Annotated in this window: 16 protein-coding genes and 2 other annotated features (1 of these 18 running past the window's edge); all 16 genes read right to left on the bottom strand. The window is 29.6% G+C overall.

The window, feature by feature from the left end; genetic code table 11:
• Positions 1 to 143 (bottom strand) — a binding site (T-box leader); it reaches 57 nt to the left of the window's first position.
• A gap of 81 nt (positions 144 to 224) precedes the next feature.
• Positions 225 to 1,490, bottom strand: a complete 1,266-nt coding sequence (locus tag BUB33_RS14110; RefSeq protein ID WP_072977605.1) for an MFS transporter — start codon at positions 1,488 to 1,490, stop codon at positions 225 to 227.
• Positions 1,491 to 1,597: 107 nt separating this feature from the next.
• The gene (locus BUB33_RS14105) at positions 1,598 to 2,815 is read right to left on the bottom strand and encodes a MerR family transcriptional regulator (RefSeq protein WP_072977602.1); all 1,218 of its coding nucleotides are present in this window, start codon (positions 2,813 to 2,815) and stop codon (positions 1,598 to 1,600) included.
• Positions 2,816 to 2,935: 120 nt separating this feature from the next.
• A complete protein-coding gene (locus BUB33_RS14100) occupies positions 2,936 to 5,314 on the bottom strand; it encodes an endonuclease MutS2 (RefSeq protein WP_072977600.1) in 2,379 nt (792 codons plus the stop codon).
• Positions 5,315 to 5,327: 13 nt separating this feature from the next.
• Entirely contained in the window at positions 5,328 to 7,742 is a 2,415-nt protein-coding gene (locus tag BUB33_RS14095) for a U32 family peptidase (RefSeq protein ID WP_200778243.1), read from the bottom strand.
• A 5-nt stretch (positions 7,743 to 7,747) separates the two neighbouring features.
• The gene (locus BUB33_RS14090; protein WP_072977597.1) at positions 7,748 to 8,317 is read right to left on the bottom strand and encodes a cell division protein ZapA; all 570 of its coding nucleotides are present in this window, start codon (positions 8,315 to 8,317) and stop codon (positions 7,748 to 7,750) included.
• Positions 8,318 to 8,415: 98 nt separating this feature from the next.
• On the bottom strand, positions 8,416 to 10,809 hold the full coding sequence (pheT, locus tag BUB33_RS14085) for a phenylalanine--tRNA ligase subunit beta (protein ID WP_072977594.1): 2,394 nt from the start codon (positions 10,807 to 10,809) through the stop codon (positions 8,416 to 8,418).
• A 20-nt stretch (positions 10,810 to 10,829) separates the two neighbouring features.
• Positions 10,830 to 11,852: a phenylalanine--tRNA ligase subunit alpha gene (gene pheS / locus BUB33_RS14080; RefSeq protein WP_072977634.1), complete on the bottom strand. Its 1,023-nt coding sequence runs from the start codon at positions 11,850 to 11,852 to the stop codon at positions 10,830 to 10,832.
• 124 nt (positions 11,853 to 11,976) lie between these two features.
• Positions 11,977 to 12,771, bottom strand: a complete 795-nt coding sequence (gene rlmB / locus BUB33_RS14075; RefSeq protein ID WP_072977592.1) for a 23S rRNA (guanosine(2251)-2'-O)-methyltransferase RlmB — start codon at positions 12,769 to 12,771, stop codon at positions 11,977 to 11,979.
• A 1-nt stretch (position 12,772) separates the two neighbouring features.
• The gene (locus BUB33_RS14070) at positions 12,773 to 13,429 is read right to left on the bottom strand and encodes a potassium channel family protein (protein ID WP_072977589.1); all 657 of its coding nucleotides are present in this window, start codon (positions 13,427 to 13,429) and stop codon (positions 12,773 to 12,775) included.
• Between the two features lie 14 nt (positions 13,430 to 13,443).
• A complete protein-coding gene (locus BUB33_RS14065; RefSeq protein ID WP_072977586.1) occupies positions 13,444 to 14,787 on the bottom strand; it encodes a TrkH family potassium uptake protein in 1,344 nt (447 codons plus the stop codon).
• A 120-nt stretch (positions 14,788 to 14,907) separates the two neighbouring features.
• Positions 14,908 to 15,261, bottom strand: a complete 354-nt coding sequence (gene rplT / locus BUB33_RS14060) for a 50S ribosomal protein L20 (RefSeq protein ID WP_072977584.1) — start codon at positions 15,259 to 15,261, stop codon at positions 14,908 to 14,910.
• 32 nt (positions 15,262 to 15,293) lie between these two features.
• Positions 15,294 to 15,485, bottom strand: coding sequence for a 50S ribosomal protein L35 (gene rpmI, locus BUB33_RS14055; protein ID WP_072977581.1), 192 nt, complete (start codon positions 15,483 to 15,485; stop codon positions 15,294 to 15,296).
• A gap of 16 nt (positions 15,486 to 15,501) precedes the next feature.
• Positions 15,502 to 16,077 carry a translation initiation factor IF-3 gene (infC, locus tag BUB33_RS14050; protein ID WP_072977632.1) on the bottom strand — a complete coding sequence of 192 codons (576 nt, stop codon included), beginning with the start codon at positions 16,075 to 16,077 and terminating at the stop codon, positions 15,502 to 15,504.
• Positions 16,035 to 16,171, bottom strand: a sequence feature (ribosomal protein L20 leader region). Its footprint overlaps the gene before it by 43 nt.
• A gap of 68 nt (positions 16,172 to 16,239) precedes the next feature.
• Positions 16,240 to 16,734: an FUSC family protein gene (locus BUB33_RS14045; protein WP_084725485.1), complete on the bottom strand. Its 495-nt coding sequence runs from the start codon at positions 16,732 to 16,734 to the stop codon at positions 16,240 to 16,242.
• A gap of 152 nt (positions 16,735 to 16,886) precedes the next feature.
• On the bottom strand, positions 16,887 to 17,828 hold the full coding sequence (gene sucD, locus BUB33_RS14040) for a succinate--CoA ligase subunit alpha (RefSeq protein ID WP_072977579.1): 942 nt from the start codon (positions 17,826 to 17,828) through the stop codon (positions 16,887 to 16,889).
• Positions 17,829 to 17,842: 14 nt separating this feature from the next.
• Complete coding sequence (gene sucC, locus BUB33_RS14035) at positions 17,843 to 19,003, bottom strand: ADP-forming succinate--CoA ligase subunit beta (protein ID WP_072977577.1); 1,161 nt, start codon at positions 19,001 to 19,003, stop codon at positions 17,843 to 17,845.
• Between the last annotated feature and the right edge of the window lie 57 nt (positions 19,004 to 19,060).

Raw genomic sequence — 19,060 nt, 5'->3', positions numbered from 1 at the left:
TTTTAACGCTGCTAGCGTAATATCCTACTAATTTCAGATATATTCTCCTGAGTTCTATTCAAATATTCCTTATGTACTGGCTTCCACCATCCCAGCTCGCTTTAACACAGTGAATATTCTACTGGCTCATTCTACGAATTATATATAATTATTACTATATAATATACAATATAATGTGTATAAATACAAGTAATATTTAAAACTACTATATTAATATATGAAATTTAATTTTGACTTCCTTGGCTTGTATCTACAAGTAATTTCCTTTTCTTGCTTAAAATTAATAGATTAATTAAAAATAACAATATACCTCCCAAAGTTGTTATAAAATAAGCTGGCATAATATTTAATAAGAATCCAGATAATATTAGTCCTACTGGTAAGATAATTTTAGCAACACTCATAACAATACTTAAAACACGCCCCCTATATTCATCAGGTATTAATTTTTGCAATATATACATAATTGGTATATCTATAAAAGAAATAGCAACCCCAAAAACAATCATTATTCCATAATAATATAAAGTATATATAGTATTAGTAAATAATAAATTTTTAAACAATATTGGAACTCCTAATAAGTTTGTACATATACCTAATACTAAACTGGAAAATATTAAAATCTTTTTATAGGATGTTGTCTTCATAATCTTTTTAATTAGTAATGCACCAATTATCATTCCTATTGGAAATGCACTTTGAATTATTCCTAATCTTTTGGAATTCAATGCCAATAAATTATTAATTATATAGGGTAAAGGTATTGTCACTGACAAGCCAATAAAAAAATTCAAGGTAATAAATATACTAAAAATCCCTATTATATCCTTTCTTTTCATAACATATTCTAATCCATCTTTCATATCTTCTACAAAACCACTGCTATTTTCTTCCTCCTTACTTCCAGCATAATTATATTTAAAATCTATAAACATTTCAGATATTCCTGAAAGCACATAGGATATTCCATTGAATAAAATAAAAAATCTAATATCTATAAATGCGAATACAATTCCTCCAATCATTGGTCCTAATATGGAAGATGCAGAGTCTATAATCTTGCTAATGGAATTAATATTTATTAACATATTTTCTGATACAATATTGGGAATTGCCGCTTCCATAGATATACTAAATATAGTAGTAAAAATTGCAGTAATAAAGGTACTTATATATATCATCTGTGTTTTCAAACCATATATACTACTAATTATATATAATAATATAAGAAATACTCCATTTACTATGTCCATAGCAACTACTATCTTCTTTTTATTAAACTTATCAGCTATTACTCCTGCAAAGGGATTTATAATTATCATTGGTATTATACTGACTATAATGCTTAAAGCAAAGTTTAATCCTGAACCTGTAATTTTTAATACATGAAGCCCTATGGCAAATGAATAAATAGATGCACCAAAAATAGATACAAACTTTCCAAATGAAAATAATACAAAATTTAATCTCTGTCTTTTATCTTTCATATTGATTCCTCCTATCTTAACTACATTTTAAATAGTTGTCTTTAGCCAATGTCAATATGTTTTTTTATATTATTTACTTTTGGAAATAACTAAAGATAGGGTTAACCCTATCTTTTGCCATAATATAAATAATAATATATTTCCTCTCCTTCTACAAAATAATCTTCATATTTTCCTCCCTTACTAACAGGCTGTGATATATCCTCATAAATAACTTTATAATCTAATTCTTCTATTTTTTCCCTTACATTGTTTATATTAAAATTCTTTCTATATTTATCATCTATTTTACTATTTGCATTGAAGTTTTTAAACATTATATATGTCCCTATTAACCAAGCAGACCCTTTAATATAATTATCAATTTTATTTAATAAAAACTCTTCATTCACAAAACCATAATTACTACTTCCTGAAAAATCCACAAGAACATCAATAGACTTATTTCCTATGGGAATTTCAGTAAAATCAGAACATATAAATATTATGTTTTTATTACAATTTATAAGTTCTAGTATTCCTTTCAAAAATTTATGTCTTCCTAAATCATTATCAACTGCTATATAAAGAGAATTATCTGGTAATTCATCGTAGATATGTCTCAAAAAAAATCCCATACCTGAACCTAATTCTAATATTATTTTATTTTTAAAATTGTCATAATTTATTTTTTTATGCATTAATTCTAAACCTTTATATACACCATCCAGATATTCTATATCTGTAAAATTTATATATTCTTCTATATAATTGTTGTTAAAGTTTAGCCTATGCTCTATATCTTTACTGTTACTCACTAATATTCCATCATCTATTTCATATTCTGCTCCGCAATTACATTTTAATCTTCCATTAATTAATTGATTACTATCTATATTACCTTTGGAAATCATTAAATCTCCTTTACATTTTGAACATTTGAATATACTTAAATTTCTAATATTAATACCTATCTTATTTTTATCTTCTTTATTATAACTCTGTAATTCATCTATTTTTTTCTTGAGATTATTTCTAATTTCTTTAAGATTTTCTATTTCTTTTCTTATACTCTCATATTTACTTTCAAAAAATGTTTTATAATACTGATGTTGTTCATATGGAGTAAGTTTTCCTAGTCTTTTAAACATAAATATTGATTTAATTTCATTTAATGTAAATCCCATGTCCTTTAAACTTAGAATATCCTCTAAATCTGATTTACATCTATTATCAAAATAATAATGCCCTCCTTGCATTTCAGGTATAATCAATCCCAAATCCATATAATGTCTAACAGTATCAATAGTAAGATTGTTACTCTCAGCAAATTTACCTATTTTCACTAACTCACCACCTCTTTCAATAAAGTCATAAAATGAATTAACATTCTTTAATTTTTATTATAAAAAAGATACTCATCTACAGTAAAACAAGTATCCTTTCTATAATCCTAAATATAATTTTTATTTAATCTCTACTACTGTAACTCCATCTCCACCTTCTCCATAAACACCTAATCTCGATGATTTTACATGCCTATGACTTCTTAGATATCCCCTTATGCCATCTCGAAGGACTCCTGTACCCTTGCCATGAATTATATTAATTTGCTTTAATCCTGCAATATATACATCATCTAAATATTTATCTAGTTCTAAAAAAGCTTCATCTAAATTCTTTCCTCTTAAATCAATCTCACTCTTAATATCTTTAGATTTAGAACCCATAATTTTTTTCGTACTCCCATAAATCTTTTCCTCTTCATCTGATGTGGCTCGTTTTAATGTAGATATATGAGAAGTTATCTTCATTATACCTACTTGAATTCTCACATTCCCATTATCATCAGGTTCATCAAGTACAGTTCCTTTTTGATTAAATGTAAGAACTTCTACAGTTTCACCAGCCTTTAAATTCTTTGGAGGTTTGTTAGATTTTATATTTAACACATTACGAGATATCTCTCCTTCAGCCTTATTTAATTTAGACTTTAATTTATCCTGTGCTTCTTGAAGTTTTCTATTTCTATCCTTTTCTATTTCAGAAGAAATTTCTCTTAATTCTTCTACAATAGAATCTGCATCTTCCTTGGCCAATTTTATTATATCTCTAGCCTCTTCCTTAGCCTTAAATAAAATTTTATCTCTCATTTCTTTTGTCTTATCTTTTTCTATTTCTAAATCCTTCTTTAATCTTTCTACTTCTAGTCTATACCTTTCAGCCTCTTGTCTATTTTCCTCAGTAGCCAGTCTATCTTTTTCCATAGCTTGTAATACATCTTCAAATTCCACATTTTCCTTTGAAATAAGATCCTTTGCATAGTCTATAATATATTCTTGTAACCCAAGCCTTTTAGATATTTCAAAAGCATTTGATTTACCTGGCACTCCAATAAGTAATCTATAAGTAGGACTTAATGTTTCCACATCAAATTCTACTGAGGCATTTCTTACACCTTCTGTGGTTAGAGCATATAGTTTCAATTGGCTATAATGAGTTGTAGCAATAGTTCGGACATTTAATTTGAGTAAATGATCAAGTATTGACATAGCAAGAGCAGCACCTTCTGTAGGATCTGTTCCTGCACCTAGCTCATCAAAAAGAATTAAACTATTATATTCTACCTTATCTAGTATATCTACTATATTTACCATATGAGAAGAAAAAGTAGATAGGGACTGTTCTATACTTTGCTCATCTCCAATATCTGCAAATACTTGATTAAATACAGCTATCTCCGAGTTGAAATCAGCAGGAATATGAAGTCCTGATTGAGCCATTAAAGTAAGTAATCCTACAGTTTTTAATGTAACGGTTTTACCACCTGTATTTGGTCCTGTTATTATTAAAGAGTTAAAATCTTTCCCTAAATATACATCTATTGGCACTATTTTTGCCACATTTAATAGTGGATGACGACCTTTTTTAATGTTTATATATCCTTTTTCATTTAGTATAGGTCTTGTGGCTTTCATATCGAGAGCAAGTTTTCCTTTAGCAAAAACAAAGTCCAATTCTTGAAGAATATTTTGATTATTTGCAATCCCTTCCGACTCTTCTGCAACTAAGTTTGAAAGTTCCCTTAAAATTCTTTCTATCTCTTCTCTTTCTTTTAGTTCTAGTTCTCTCAGCTCATTATTTAGCTGTACTACTGCCATAGGTTCTATAAATAACGTTGCTCCACTTCCACTCATATCATGGACTAATCCTGGTACATTTCCTCTATTTTCTGCTTTAACTGGTATTACATATCTTCCTTCTCTAATGGTTACAATGCTGTCTTGAAGATATTTTTTATTGTTTTGAGAATTTATTATGGAGTTTAATTTATCCTTTACGGATTCATTTTTACTAATTATCTGTCTTCTAATACTCTTGAGTGTTGAACTGGCATTATCTGATATTTCATTATCTGATATTATTGCATTATTTATTTCATCTTCAATAGACTTAAAAACCCTGAGTTCTTCAACCAATCCTTCTATTATAGGATAATCGGAAGCTTTATCCTCTTTTGTTTCTTTTATATAATTTTTTAGTCCCCTAGATACCCTCAACGAGTCTGATATTCTAAGAAGTCCAGAAGGACTAAGGGCTCCTCCTATTTCTGCTCTTTTTACTTCTGGTGTAATACTGTGTATTCCATATAATGGAGGTGCTCCCCTTTTAATTAATAATGTATAGGCTTCCTCTGTTTCTCTTTGGAGATACTCTATATCTTGTATATTTGTTAAAGGTTTTATGGTTCTTATCTTCTCTTTTCCCAAGCTTGACTCAGCCTTTTCAATAAGTAAGTCTATTATTTTATTATATTCTAATGTTTTTAAAGTCTTTAAATTCATTTTAACACCTCAATCACATGACACCTCTAAAATAGTGGCCATTTGTTATGTTCTTATCTTCTTTAAATCTATTTAAAAATTCTTTTACCTCTTTTTCTCCTATTTGATTATTAATATAATCATAATGAATTTTTTGAATTTCTCTAATTCCATTTGTTTCAATTGTAAAATCTAATCGTACCATTGAAATCCCACTATTTTTTATTTGATTTAAACTATCTATTACCATTAATGGTACGGAATTATAAATATTTGAAAATCCTTCTTTTCGCTCCATATAGAATGTAGCTCCAATTCTATCTTTTATACCATATCCTTTTGAAAAATTGCAACGAATACAATTCTTGTCATCTTTACAACCTTTTACTAAGGACATAGGGCAATGTTTTGTTACCATAACTGGTAGATAACCATAAACTATAACTTCTGTAAAGGCATTGGATGATTCTTCAATTTTTTTAATTTGATTTAAGTTTAATTCAGGTGATAAGGCGATACTATCTAGCCCTATATTATCTAGATAATCTAAGGTAAAGCTATTAAATACATTTAATCCAATATCACCATGGATTTTTAAATCAAATCTATCCTTTATATACTTTAAACTACCTAAATTAGATACTGAAACACCATCCAACTTATTCTTTATTGGGTCTATAATCTCACCTAGATTTTCTAAATCTTTTTGGTATAAAATCTTATTAGTCCAGATATATGCCTGTTTATTATATTGTTTAACTTTAGAAATAACTGCCGCTAAATCATTATAAAATCCTAAATAAATCCTATCAAATTTATTTAAATCTAATTGATTAAATTGTTCTATACTATTAACCTTTAGACTCAGCATATTATTTAATTCTTTTCCTGTATTCTTATATTGGAAAAACTTTTGTTTTTTATCATTATATATTTCTTCATCTATAGAATTTCTATGATTCATATTCTTTAATAAATCATCTAATCTCTCTATAGCTTCTCGCCTTAAAGAATTCAATACAGATACTGGTAAATAAGAATTATCCTCTAGATTTATATTTATATTATTTAAAGTATAAGTAGTATCTCCAAGTTTAGATAATTGTTCTTTTATCTTCTCTTTTGTAAGTGCAATTCTTTCAGATTTTTCTACCTTTACATCAGCTACTTCTGTAACCATTCTTCCTTTAAACATGACCATTAGTTTTGGGCTTTCTCCTATATTTATGTCAATCTCCATATCTATAGGATTTTTAATGTTTTCTTGTTGATAACTTTCCTTAGCACGATTCAATAAGTTAACACTGGATGTCTTATATACTAAAGAATCATTTAATATATATCCCGGATTTTTTAATTTCATTTTCGTTCCCTTTTTACTATTAAACGGAGCTTTTATACCTTTGTATTCACCCCTTGCAGTGATAAATTCTAAACCATCACCTTCATCTATATCTGTTTCAAGTTCTATAAAAATATTATATTTATCTGCTCTTATTACTTTCCCCACTAAGATTCCTCTATTATCTGGTCTTTCTACAGTGATAAAATCCCTACCAAAATCTCCAAATGTTAAACCTTTAGTAAAACCTCTATTAAATATTTGCTCTACATCCTTTTTATCTTCTAATTTTAAACTTCCACTACCCTGGTCTAATACTTTTCTATAGTTTTTTACTACAGTAGCCACATATTCTGCCCTCTTCATTCTTCCTTCTATCTTTAGTGATACAATTCCACTATCTATTAGTTCTTCAAGATTTTCTAATGTATTTAAGTCTCTAGGGCTAAGTAAATGTTTTTTATCCCAATTCTTAACTATATTACCATTACCATCTACTAAAGAAGAAGGCATCCTACAGGGCTGTGCACATTTACCTCTATTTCCACTTCTACCTCCAATAAGACTGCTCATTAAACATTGACCAGAATAACAAACGCAAAGAGCCCCATGAATAAATGCTTCTAATTCAATGGGGGTATTTTTATGAATATATCTTATTTCATCTATAGGTGTTTCACGGGCTAGTACAACCCTGGTAAATCCCATATCATAAACAAATTCTGCTCCTGATAAATTATTTATTGTCATTTGTGTACTTCCATGAATGTGAAGATCAGGAAAGAATTTTCTTATAAGATAGGCTAATCCTAAATCCTGTACGATAATACCATCTACATCTACTTCGTATAGGAATTTAATATAATCTATTACATCTTCCATCTCAGAATTATCTACTAAAATATTAGCCGTTACATATACCTTAACACCTCTTAAATGAGCATAAGTAACAGCCTCTTTTAATTCATCAAAATCAAAATTAGAGGCATATTGCCTTGCGTTAAAAAGTTTCCCACCTAAGTAAACTGCATTTGCTCCATTTTGCACAGCAGCATATAATGACTCCATGCTACCTACGGGAGCAAGTAATTCAATATTATTATTCACAAGTATTAAACTTCCTCCTTGACAAATATATTTTTCTCGCTATCTAACCTTTTTATTACTTCTCCTAACTCTTTCTTAACTTCTATTAATTCCATTTGATTATCAAATATCTTATCCTGTAAAGATTTTATCATCTTTTGACTTTCCACAAGTTCTTTCTCTTTTAATTCTAGAGCTTGTTCATTTTTCTTCATTTCTTTTATTATATTTTCATTTTCAATTTTAGTCTTAAGTAAATCATCTTTATATTGAGAACATTGTAACTCTAGGCTCTGTATAATATCCTTTGCTTTATCCAACTCAGATATTAAGTTGCCGTATTTCTGCATAGGGTCTTTAGCTTTATTTTCTAATTGCTGCAATCTTTCCTTAGTATGATAGAGTTCATCTGCAATATTTAAAGCTGCCAATGTAGCTGAACTGGTTTGGCAAAGTCTATCGTTTTTATTTGCCAAATCTTTAATTTTTTTATCTACATAGCTAGCTAAAGATCTAACATAATCTTCATTATCTGAGCCTACTACCGTAAAGTTACGACCATCTATCAATATATTTATTTTTCTTTTTTCTGTCATAACTATACCACTCCTTTATAGTTTATATTAATATATTCGACACAACTCCTAAATCTCCTTCTTTATTTTGGAAAAAAGAGTAGATTTATCTACTCTTTTTATGATCTAAGCTTTGCATCAAAGGTATTCTCTAAATCTTGGATAATGGCTTGCTGGATATTATTTACCTCATCATCTCGAAGAGTTCTATCATAGGATCTATAAGTAATAGAATATGCCACACTCTTCATTCCTTCTGGAATTTGATTTCCTGTATATATATCAAACAACTCAATTTTTTCTATTAATCCCTCTCCATGTCTGGATATTACCTTTTGAATATCACCTACTAATATATCCTCTTTAACTACTAATGCTAAATCCCTAAGCATAGAAGGATATTTTGGCAATGGTTTATATTTGATTTCTAAATTTGTTAATTCAACTATTTTATCAAAATCTAATTGTGCAACATATACTCTATCTTGTATATCATAGTTTTCAGCTACATCAACATGAATTTCACCTAATATACCTAGCTCCTCTTCATTTAATATAAGCTTAGCTGTTCTCCCTGGATGGAAAGTTAAATTGTTCTCTTCTCGAATATATTCTATATCTTTAATACCAAGTCTATCTAATGTCTTATCTACAACTTCTTTTAAATAGTAAAAGTCCTTATTTCCATATACTCCTAGTGATAAAATCTTCTTTTCCTGCGGCAACTCCTTTATAGGAAATTCTTTAGCTGTAAATGTATTGCCTATCTCATATACTGCACAATGAGGAACACCACGATTATAGTTTCTACTAAGTAATTCCAACATATTTGGTATAAGAGTAGTTCTCATTACACTATAGTCTTCTCCAAGAGGATTTATAAGTTTTATATAATTTCTTAAAGAACTATTTTCTGGAAGATTTATCTTATCATAGGCTTTAGGGCTAATGAATGAATAGGTCATTACTTCATTTAATCCTAGCCCTTGTAGTATTGTCTTGGCTTTATCTTCGATTCTTCTTGCCTTAGGTTTTTCTCCCCTTGTTAACACACCTATTAAAGGCTTACTTTCTATATTGTGGAAACCATAGAGTCTTCCAATCTCTTCAATTAAATCAACTTCTCTTTCAATGTCTAATCTAAAAGTTGGTATCTTAACGGTAATTAATTCCTCTTCTTCTTTAGCTTCAAATCCCAGGCCATTTAAATACTTAATCATATCTTCAACAGGAATAACTGTTCCCAAGAGCTTATTTACTCTAGTTGGTCTTACAGTTATTATATTTTCTTTCTTAACTTTTTTATATACGTCTATATTGCCTTTAATAACAATCCCAGCACCAATTTCCTCAACTAATTGACATACTCTATCTACAGCAACTTGCCCTAAGTTTGAATCAATACCTTTTTCAAATCTTGTAGATGCTTCTGTTCGAAGTCCAAATCTTTTTGATGTAAGTCTTACACTTTTGCTATTAAAATTCGCACCCTCTAGGAGTACATATTTAGTATTCTCTGTAATCTCTGTATCAAAACCTCCCATAACTCCTGCTAGGGCAATAGGTTTTTTATCATCGGCAATAACTAAATCTGAAGATTTTAAATTTCTTTCCACTTCATCTAATGTTAAGATTTTTTCTCCCTCTTTTGCTTGCCTTACAATAATCTTTCTACCTTCAACTTTTTCCAAATCAAAAGCATGTAATGGTTCACCATATTCTAACATTACAAAATTTGTTATATCAACTATATTGTTTATAGGTCTTACTCCTGCCTCCATAAGTCTTGTTTGCATCCAAAGTGGAGATGGTTCTATTTTTACATCTTTTATTACCTTAGCATAATATCTATTACAATTATCAGATGGCACTTCTATAGACTCCAAATAATCTTTTATATCTTCCACTTCATTTTTTATAGTAATTGTAGACTCTTTAAGTCCTATATTAAAAGTAGCTGCAGCTTCTCTAGCCATTCCTATAATGCTTAAACAATCAGGTCTATTTGGAGTTATTTCAAATTCTATAACCTCACTATCTAATCCCATTATATTAACAATGGACATTCCTAATGGATATTCTTTATCTAGTATAAAAATACCATCCTTCATTTCCTTTGGTATAACATTATCACTATACCCTAATTCCTTTAATGAGCATAACATTCCATAGGAGTCTACTCCTCTAAAATTAGTTTTTTCTATTGTGATATCTCCTGGCAATTTAGCTCCAACTACTGCCACAGGAATATAATCTTCAACATTTAGATTTGTAGCGCCTGTTACAATTTGTAAAGTTTCCCTACCTATACTTACTTTACATATTAATAGCTTATCTGCATCTGGATGTTTTTCTATATTAAGAATCTTTCCTACAACAACGTTTTCTATGCCTTTATTTAATGCTATAATTGACTCTACATGAGATCCAGACAGAGTAAGTCCATCTGCTAAAATCCTAGCATCCTTTTCTGTTTCAATATAATCTTTTAACCATTTTACAGGTAATAGCATCTTTCCACTCCCTTTTCTATCTAGAATTGTTCCAAAAATCTATTGTCATTTTCGAATAATAATCTAATATTATCTAAACCATATTTAACCATGGTAATCCTATCTATTCCCATTCCAAAGGCAAATCCACTGTATTTTTCTGAATCTATTCCACAGTATTCTAATACCTTTGGATGCACCATACCACAGCCTAGTAATTCCATGCTCCATCCCGTATAATTACAATCCGGACATCCTTTACCTCTACATTTTAAACAGGATACATCTACCTCTGCAGATGGCTCAGTAAATGGAAAATGATGTGGTCTATATCTAGTTTTCATATCACTACCAAATAACTCTTTTATAAATATATCTAAGGTATGAATAAGATTTGCCATACTAATATTCTCATCCACAACTAAACCTTCAAGCTGATGAAACATTGGAGAGTGGGTATCATCCACATCATCAAATCTAAAGGTTCTACCTGCTGATACTATTCTAAGGGGTGCCCCCATTTCTTTCATTGCCCTAATTTGTACTGGAGAAGTATGAGTCCTTAAAAGTATATCCTCTGTTATGTAGAAAGTATCAGATAAATCCCTAGAAGGATGATTTTCTGGAGAATTCAAGGCATTAAAGTTATTCTCAACTGTTTCAATTTCAGGTCCAGTAACTACAGAAAAACCCATAGATATAAATAAATCCTCTAACTCTTCAATGGTGGCTAAAAGTGGATGTCTATGACCTAATCTTTCCTTGTTTGTGATCATAGTTATATCTATTTTTTCTTTACTTATTTTGGCCATTTTCATTTCTTCAGACAATTTTTCCTTCATTGAGGAAATGGCTTCTTCTAATTCATCCCTTACTTCATTGGCGATTTGTCCTACTATTGGTCTTTCTTCTGCTATTAACTTGCCCATATCCCTTAGTACAGAAGTCAATTCCCCTTTTTTACCCAAAAACTTTACCCTCAATTGTTCTATTTCTTCTAAAGCTGTTACTTCATTAATATTATTCAATGCAATCTCTTTAATTTCCAGTAATTTTTCTCTCATATTTTCCTTCATATTTCTACTCCTTTACCATAGTATAAAAAACAAGACCTTTTTTAAAACAAAGGTCAAAATTTCAAAGTATTTACTCAATTATAGCACCTAGAATTTCAAAACTCAAGAAGTATTAGGTTCTCTGTTTCATTACTTCGTACATTATAATTGAAGCTGCCACACCTGCATTTAATGATTCTGCTCCTCCAATCATAGGTATTTTTATTAGTTTATCTGATAAGGAAAATATTTCTTCACTTACACCATTGGATTCATTTCCTATGATTAAAACAACTCCTTCATTAAAGTCCACTTCATATATGGGAATACTCTCAGTTAAAGATGTTGAATATATACTCATATTTATATCTTTAAAACTTTTTAACTCCTCAATTCCATCAGAAACATAGTATAAGGGAACTCTAAAAATAGACCCCATTGTAGCTCTAACTACTTTTGGATTATAAGGATCTACACATCCATCAGTAATTATTATACCATCTACATTAAAAGCATCTGCTGTTCTAATTATAGTTCCCATATTTCCTGGATCCTGTACTCCATCTAAAAATACTAAAAAGGGTTCTTCTTTGTCCTTTATTTCTCTCATTTCATTATATTTAATCTCTGCAACTCCCAATACCCCTTGAGGATTTTCTGTATCTGAAATATCTTTAAAAATATTATTTGGTACATAGATTATATTATTCAGTTTTTTTATTCTTTCAAAGAAGGCTTCTCCATCTTTAATCTTTAAAATCTGGTCTGTATATATAATATTTTTAATGGGATAATTATTATCTATAGCTTCTTCAATAGCCTTCATGCCTTCGATAATAAAAGAATTATTTTTAATTCTTCCCTTTTTTCTATATAAAGATTTTATTTCCTTAATCAGCGGATTTCTAATACTAGTGATTTCTAACATATCATTCACCAGCTCTTTGCTCTACTCTCTTAATATCCTTTGTATTTCCTATAATTACTAAAATATCATCTTTTTTAATTATAACTTCTCCGTTTGGTGAAACCTTAATACTATCTCCTCTTTTAATAGCCATTACATTAATGCCATACTTACTAGGCAATCTTAGTTGAGCTAGAGATTTCTCTTCCCATTCCTTTAAAGCAGCAATTTCTAAGATACTATAATCTGGTGATAATTCAATAAAATCTAATATATTTGTAGATGCTAAATTATGAGCTACTCTAACACCCATATCTCTCTCAGGAAATATTATTTTGTCAGCTCCTATTTTACTCAAAACCTTCCCATGAAGCTCTGACTGTGCCTTTGCAATTACTTTATCAATGCCTAAATCTTTTACAACTAATGTTGCCATTATAGACGCTTCAATATCTGAGCCAATAGCTACAACTGCCACATCAAAATTTCGCAATCCCAAATCCATTAATACCGTTTCATCCATTACATCAGCCTGAACAGCATGAGTTACCTCTTCAGATATCTCTTTAATAATTTCTTCTGAACTATCAATTGCTAACACCTCATTACCTAAGCTATATAGTGTTCTAGCAATAGATGAACCGAATCTTCCACAACCTATAACTACAAATGATTTCAATTTTCATACCCCCTCTATCCTACTAGAATATTCCCTTCGGAATATCTAAAATTACTAACTTTAGCTTTTTTAGCAAAAGCAAATGCCATAGTTAATGGTCCAACTCTACCTGCATACATAGTCAACGTAATAAGTAATTTTCCAAAATTAGTTAGATTTGGTGTAATACCTCTTGTTAGTCCTACAGTAGCAAATGCAGAAGTAGTTTCAAATAATACATCTAAAAAATCAGCAGGTTCTGTTACAGTTAATATAAAAGAAACTATAATTATCAATGTCATTCCTACAGTAGCTATAGCTAATGATCTATTTATTACTTCATCGGCTATTCTTTTTCTATATGCCACAACATCCTTGTTTCCTCTTATTACTCCAACAGTAGTTAATATTAAAGTACCAAACGTGGTTGTCTTTATTCCTCCAGCAGTTGAACCTGGAGAACCACCTATAAACATTAATATTATCATAAAAAACACCGTTGTATCAAGAAGCCCACCTATATTAACAGAGTTAAATCCTGCTGTTCTAGGAACAACCGATTGAAAAAAGGACGAAATAATCTTTTCACCAGTATTTAAATTTCCTATTGTATAAGGATTGTTAAATTCTATCAATAAAAATATAATCATCCCCACAACAAGAAGAATAACAGTAATTGTTAAAACTAATTTTGAATGTAAATGAAGCTTTTTAAAACTTTTATTTCTTGAAATATCTATATAAACCGAAAATCCCAAGCCCCCTAAAATTATTAATCCCGATATAGTCATATTAATAATAAAATCTCCAACAAAGGGAACTATACTATTTCCAGTAATATCAAATCCAGCATTACAAAATGCAGATATGGAGTGAAATATAGAAAACCAAATTCCTTTTTTTAGTCCATATGTAGGTATAAATCTAGTTGATAACAAAATAGCACCAATACCCTCTATGGCAAAAGTAGATAATACTGCATATTTAGTTAATTTAACTAATCCAGACATGGTTTCCTGATTCAATTGCTCTTTTATTATCAGTCTTTCCTTTAATGTAATTTTTTTTCCAATAATTAACGCTCCAATGGTTGCCATAGTCATAAATCCTAATCCACCAATTTGTATAAGTAAAATTATTACAATTTGACCAAATAAAGACCAAAACTCTCCTGTATTTACAACTACTAACCCAGTAACACATACTGCTGATGCAGAAGTAAATAGAGCATTGATAAAACCAATACTCTTACCACCTTGTGTAGCTATAGGTAAATTTAATAATATGGCTCCAATGAGTATTAGACTACCAAACCCCAATGCTAAAACCCTTGGAGGATCTAATTTTACTCTATTAAGTCTTTCTTTTATAAAACTCATGAAATCCCCCCCAATTATATATACCTATATTATTATTCCATAATCATACTAATCTATTAAATAAAAGAAAAATAAAAGTTCCTTTATGGAACTTTTACTTAATCAATTCTACAAATTTTATTAAATAGCAGCCTTTGCAATCTCTACTAATTTAGAAAATCCTTCTGCATCATGTATAGCCATTTCGGATAACATTTTTCTATTTACTTCGATATTTGCTTTTTTAAGACCATTAATGAATTTGCTATAGCTCATTCCATTTAATCTTGCAGCAGCATTAATTCTTGCAATCCAAAGCTTTCTAAAATCTCTTTTTCTTTGTTTACGTCCTATATATGCATAATTAAGTGATTTCATAACAGCTTGGTTAGCAGTTCTGAATAATTTAGATTTTGCTCCGTAATAACCTTTGGCTTGTTTTAATACTTTTTTATGTCTTTTCTTGGCATTTACTGCTCTCTTTACTCTTGCCATCTATAGTACCTCCCGTATTTCTAATATAGTTTTTATGGTATCATTGAATCTATTCTTCTTTGGTCACCTTTACTTACTAAAGTGCCTTTCCTTAAGTTTCTAACTCTTTTTGGTGATTTCTTACCAGTTTTATGGCTCTTATAAGCCTTATATCTCTTTAATAAACCTGAACCAGTTCTCTTAAATCTTTTTGCTGACCCTCTATGAGTTTTCATTTTTGCCATGATGCTACCTCCCTTATTACTCAGTTTTTGGTGTTAAATACATTACCATACTTCGTCCTTCTAATTTTGCTGGTTTCTCTATTATACTAACCTCTTCAGTTAACTTAGCAAAATCCTTTAATACTTCTTTACCAATTTCTGTATGGCCCATTTCCCTACCCCTAAATCTAACGGACACCTTAACTTTGTCTCCAGATTCTAAGAATTTACTAGCCGTCCTAGCTTTTACATTTAGGTCGTGGGTCTCAATATTAGGTGTTAGTCGAATTTCCTTAACATTAATCACCTTTTGATTTTTTCTAGCTTCCTTCTCTTTTTTAGCCAACTCATACTTGTATTTCCCATAATCCATTATCCTACATACTGGTGGATTCGCAGTTGGAGCTATCTTTACTAAATCCAATTTTTTATCTTCCGAAATCTCCATTGCTTTTTTTATAGGTAAAATCCCAAGTTGTGTTCCATCTACATCAATTAGTCTTACCTCTTTATCTCTGATCTCTTCATTAATTTGAAGTTCTTTGATAGTACAGCACCTCCTAAGTTTTTTCAAAAAATTAAAAGCGGGTATAGAACACCCGCTTAAATTCATAAAAACATGAGCCTTATATAATAAGACTATTTTTTCATATAAAACCTTATGAGCAAAGCTATAAGGTGAGAAGCGGACACTTCTACTTAAACCCAATATTCATTTTACCTTACAATTATACATTAGTCACAGTTATTTGTCAAATATATTTTACAATTTTATTTATATAATCATATTTATAACAATTGAAACTCCTATTCCAATTAATGTATCAATTACTCTATTTAAAGCAAAATACATAGGTGCTATATCACTACCATGAGAAATAGTTATACTAAAAAAAACAACACAGCTAATATAGGCAGAGCTATTGGATTTTAGAAATACATTGGTGTATATAATTGGAATTAAAAATAAGCTTAAAATCAAATAATGAATATAACTAAATAATTCAATATTTATAAAATCAATCAATAATATTGCCAAAAATCCATATACTCCTCCTATTAATGTTCCTATAATCCTACTTTTTCCAGCCTTTAAACCATTAACGTGATCATTTTGCATACATAAAATTGCAGCTATTGCTGAATAAAAAGGTAATCCTTTTCTAATAAAATTTATTAAAAAACATATATATACAGCTATAACTGTTTTTATAACTCTCATTCCTGGAAGTTTTATCTTTTTATGATTTTTCACCATAATTTCTTTCATAGCTATACCTCTCAAGCATTATTTTTTAACGAATAGGAAAATTCTACTTTAAATGTTTTATAAAAAAGAATTTTCAATCTATGAGTTTCAAAATAGCTACCTTATAATATATAATAACAGATAATAATAAATTTGAATAGATAGCATATATGCTAAATTATAGCCTTTGTCAATTTAATTGAGTTTTTATATGCTAATTCATATTCATCTGTCCAAAGATTATTATCTTTTAATGCTATAATTAAAGTATTAGCTATATCTGTAGGAATTTCAGAAATATATATGCCACACTCTTTCATTATTCTTATTTTTTCATTTGCCGTCCCTTTACCTGAAGAAATAATTGCTCCAGCATGCCCCATTCTTTTTCCCGAAGGTGCAGTTTTACCACTGACAAATCCAACTACTGGCTTTTTCATATTTTCTTTAATCCAATATGCGGCCTTTTCCTCTGCATTTCCACCTATTTCTCCAATCATAATTACAGCATCTGTATTTTCATCCTCATTAAAAGCCTTTAGAACATGAATAAAATCCGTTCCATTTACAGGATCTCCACCGATTCCCACAGCTGTAGATTGTCCTATTCCTCTTAATGATAATTGATGAACTGCCTCATATGTCAAAGTTCCAGAACGGGATACAACTCCAATTCTTCCTTTTTTGTGTATATACCCTGGCATAATACCAATCTTACATTCTTCTGGAGTTATAATACCGGGACAGTTTGGTCCTATTAATCTAGTCTTTTTGCCTTCCATGTATCTTTTAACCATAATCATATCCTTTATAGGGATATGTTCTGTAATACAAATAACCATATCTAATTCAGCATCTACTGCTTCTAAAATAGCATCTGCTGCAAATTTTGCTGGAACATATATTATAGATACATTTGCTTTAGTATTCCTTTTAGCTTCCTCTACAGTATTAAATACAGGGACTCCTTCAATTTTCATATTTCCTTTACCTGGAGTTACCCCTCCAACTATATTTGTACCATATTCTAACATTTGTTTTGTATGATAAATAGCAGTACTACCTGTTATGCCTTGCACTATTACTTTAGTAGACTTATCAACCCATATACTCATTATTTACCACCCTCCTATTTAATTAATTCCAATATTTTCCTAGCACCTTCATTCATATCCTTCGCTGCAAATATATTTAGATTAGATTTTTTTATTATTTCTATACCTAAATCTACATTAGTTCCCTCTAATCTAATTACTACTGGAACTTTTAATTCTAATTCTTTAGCTGCTTTTACAATTCCTTTAGCTATTACATCACATTTCATTATTCCTCCAAATATATTTACAAAAATACCCTTAACCTTTTCATCAGATAATATTATCTTAAAGGCATTCTTAACATTTTCTTCTGTTGCACTTCCACCAACATCTAAAAAATTAGCTGGCTCACCACCATAAAACTTTATTATATCCATAGTTGCCATAGCTAGTCCTGCACCATTTACCATGCACCCTATATTTCCATCTAAGGATATATAAGATAATCCATGTTTTGATGCTTCTATTTCTTTTTCATCTTCCTCGTTTAAATCTCTATACTTAAATATTTTCTCATTTCTAAACAAACCATTTTCATCAAAGTTAATCTTTGCATCTAAGGCAACCAAATCCTTTTCCTTTGTAACGACTAATGGATTTATTTCTACTAAAACACAATCGTTTTCTATAAATAGTCGATATGCATCCATCATAAACTTTACAGCTTCATTTATTATCTCCAACGGAATATTAATATTGAAACATATCCTTCTAGCTTGAAACTCCGTTAATCCCAATATATAATCTATGGATTCTTTATAAATTTTATCTGGATTTTTTAATGCTATTTCTTCAATTTCAGTCCCTCCTTCTTCAGAAGCAATAAGGGTGACACCTGATTTATCTCTGTCTAATACGAATCCAATATAATATTCCTTCTGAATGTCACAACCTTCTTCTATTAAAATAGCTCTAACTTCTCTTCCTTCTTCACCTGTCTGATGAGTTACCAATCTTTTTCCCAATAATTCTTCAGCATATTTTTTAACTTCATCTATTGACTCAGCTATCTTAACTCCTCCTGCTTTTCCTCTTCCCCCAGCATGGATTTGAGCTTTTACAACTGCTATATCCGTATCTATTGACCAACAGACAGCTTCTGCATCCTTCGCATCATATATAACTTTACCATTAGGTACAGGGATTCCATACTCTCTCATTAATTCTTTAGCTTGATATTCATGAATATTCATTTTATCCCTCCATTTTTATTTTCACAAAAAATAACTCAACAATTTTTTGCTGAGTTA

This window comes from Tissierella praeacuta DSM 18095, from assembly GCF_900128955.1.
In the GTDB taxonomy this organism is placed as follows: domain Bacteria; phylum Bacillota; class Clostridia; order Tissierellales; family Tissierellaceae; genus Tissierella; species Tissierella praeacuta.
This window is presented reverse-complemented; position numbering and strand designations above follow the sequence as displayed.